Genomic DNA, 2,948 nt, shown 5'->3' with positions numbered 1-2,948 from the left:
ACCACCGCCTCCCTCACTTCGGGCTGCGCCAGCAACTGCGCCTCGATCTCCCCCAGCTCGATCCGCCAGCCCCCGGATCCTTCACCTGGTGATCCAGCCTCCCCAGGTACTCCAGCTGCCCCTGCGCGTTCCAGCGCACCAGGTCTCCCGTTCGGTACAGCCTCTGGCCGCCCTCCCCCGCCACGAACCGCTCGGCCGTCAGGCCCGGCCGCCCCAGGTAGCCCCGCGCCAGGCTGATGCCTCCCAGGTACAGCTCTCCCGCCACGCCCTGCGGCACCGGGTTCAACTGGCCATCCAGCACCCACGCCTGCGTGGCCGAGATGGGCCGCCCGATCGGCACCTGCGTGCCTCCGTCTTCACGGCACTGCCACTGCGTGACATCGATCGCCGCTTCGGTCGGGCCGTACAGGTTGTAAAGGGCGGCTCGCGGCCACCGCCGCAACGCGGCGTTCTGCGTTGACGCAGGCAAAGCCTCTCCGCTGCAGACGATGCGCCGCAGGCTGGTACATGCTGCAGCGGTGCCGTCGTGGGCCAGGAAGGCCTGCAGCATGGAGGGCACGAAATGCACCGTGCTCACGGCGTGGCGCTGGATCAATGCGGCCAGCCGGGCCGGCTCCCGGTGGTCGCCCGGACCTGCCACCACCAGCCTCGCGCCCTGCATCAGGGGCCAGAAGAACTCCCACACCGATACATCGAAGCCGAACGGGGTTTTCTGCAGTACGGTGTCGCTCGCATCCAGCGCATAGGCCTGCTGCATCCAGGCCAACCGGTTGTGCAGGGCGGCATGCCGGTTGGCGGCGCCCTTGGGTCGCCCGGTGGAGCCGGAGGTGTAGATGACGTACGCTAGGCTCTCACCGTGCAGCGCCACCTGCGGGTCGTGTTCGCACTCGTCGGTCAGCCGCTCCGTGTCCAGCTCCAGCACCTGCAAGCCCGCCGTCTCGGGCACCTTGCCACCATGCTGGTGCTGCGTGAGCAGCAGGCCGATGCCGCTGTCCTGCACCATGTAGGCCAGCCGCTCCGGCGGGTACTCCGGGTCCAGCGGCACATACGCCCCCCCGGCCTTCAGGATGCCCAACAGCCCCACCACCATCTCGGTGCTGCGCTCCACCAAAATGCCCACTCGCGTCTCGGGCCGCACCCCCAGCTTCACCAGCCGGTGCGCCAGCTGGTTGGCGCGGGCGTTGAGCTGGCCGTAGCTCAGCGCCTCCTGGCCGAACACCAACGCAGGGGCATCGGGCTGCGCCGCCGCATGGCGCTCAAACAGTTCGTGCACCGCCACCGGCGTGCCGTGGCCCTGGCGGTTGTCGCCCCACGCCGCCAGCCGATCGCGCTCCGCCGCGCCCAGCAACGGCACCTCGCCCACCGCCTGCCCGGGGCGCTCCGCCAGCGCCTGCAAGAGCGCCATGTAGTGCTCCCCCATCCGCTCTATCGTCCCAGAATCGAACAGCTCCGATGCATAGATGAACTGGGCGCACACCTGTCCATCCGCTTCCTCCGTGGTGCTGAGCGTCAACTCGAATTGCGCCGCACCATCCGGCAAAGGCTGGTTCTTGAGTACCAGGTCCGGCAGATCCCGCAAGGAGGCAAGGCCATTGCGCTGGTGATTGAAAAGCACCTGAAACAGGGGGCTGACGCCGAGGCTGCGATCAGGCTGCAAGGCTTCCACCAATTGCTCGAAGGGCAGATCCTGGTGCGCCTGCGCACCCTGTGCCGCCTGCCTGGCGGCGGCCAGCACTTCGCCAAGCGGCGTGCGACCGTCGAACTGCCCGCGCAGCACCTGTGTATTCACGAAGAATCCGATCAGGCCCTGGGTCTCCACCCGGTCGCGGTTGGCAATGGGCACCCCCACGCGGATGTCGTGCAGGCCTGTGTAGCGATGCAGAAGTGCCTGGAAACCCGCAAGCAGTGCAACGAACAAAGTGGCGTCCTGCGAACGCACCCGACGCTGCAGGGCGCTGACGAGTTCCTTGGGAAGCTCGATTTCCCACAGCGCCGATCGGTATTGGCCCTCCGTGCGCCGACCGTGATCGGTGGGCAGTTGCAACACGGGATGCTCGTCGCCCAACTGCTTTGTCCAATAGGCGAGCTGCCGGTCTTTCTCACCGGCCTCCAGCCACTGCCTTTGCCAAGCCGCATAGTCGGCGTACTGGATGGGCAGGGGCGCCAGCGCAAGGGACCGGCCCAATAACCGCTCCCGGTACCGGGCCACGAATTCCTCCACGAGCACCTGCATGGACCAGCCGTCGGAGACGATATGGTGCATGACTACCACAAGCCAATGCTCGCGCTCGCCGAGGCGGATCAGCCCGACCCGCAGCAACGGCCCCGCGCTGAGATCGAAGGGCGTTTGGCTGATGCGCCGGGCCGCCTGTTGTGCACGGTGCGGCCGATCTGCCAGTGCCACCGTGCGCAGATCCGCCACGTCCAGTGCGAAGCGGGAATGCGCCTGAATCACCTGCTCGGCCGTGCCGTCAAGGCGCGGGCGGAACACGGTGCGCAAGGCCTCGTGCCGCTCGATCAGATCGGTGAAGCTGGCATGGAGGGCCTCGCTGTCCAGCGCGCCCTGCAAATGCAAGGCCCCGCTGATGTGGTACGCCGTGCTTTGTGGATCCAGTTGCCACAGGAACCATTGCCGCAACTGCGCATGCGACAGGGCAAGGGGACCGACACGCTCTGCAGCGCTCAGTGCCGTGATGGGCGGCCCTGAAGGGTCTGCCGAAGGGGTTTCGGCCTGGGTCGCGGCAATCGCCTGGGCAAGGGCTGCCAACCGCTGGTGCTCGAACACTTGCCGCGGCCCCAGCGGCAGGCCCCGCGCACGGGCCTGGGCGCACACCTTGAGGCTCAGGATCGAATCCCCGCCCAGTTCGAAGAAGTGGTCATTGCGCCCCACGCGCTGCACCCCCAGCACCTCGGCCCAGATCTGCGCCAGCGCCCCTTCGATCTCCCCC

At 67.9% G+C, this 2,948-nt stretch carries 1 protein-coding gene; it reads right to left on the bottom strand.

Features of this window, described 5'->3' with window-relative positions; genetic code table 11:
- Nucleotides 1–13: 13 nt before the first annotated feature.
- On the bottom strand, nucleotides 14–2,948 hold a 2,935-nt coding region (locus AC27KI_RS21980; RefSeq protein ID WP_487115833.1), incomplete at its 5' end, for an amino acid adenylation domain-containing protein.

Source organism: Acidovorax sp. KPB24-03 (genome assembly GCF_057546605.1).
The sequence above is the reverse complement of the archived record's forward strand: the minus strand, read 5'-3'. Positions and strand labels throughout refer to the sequence as shown.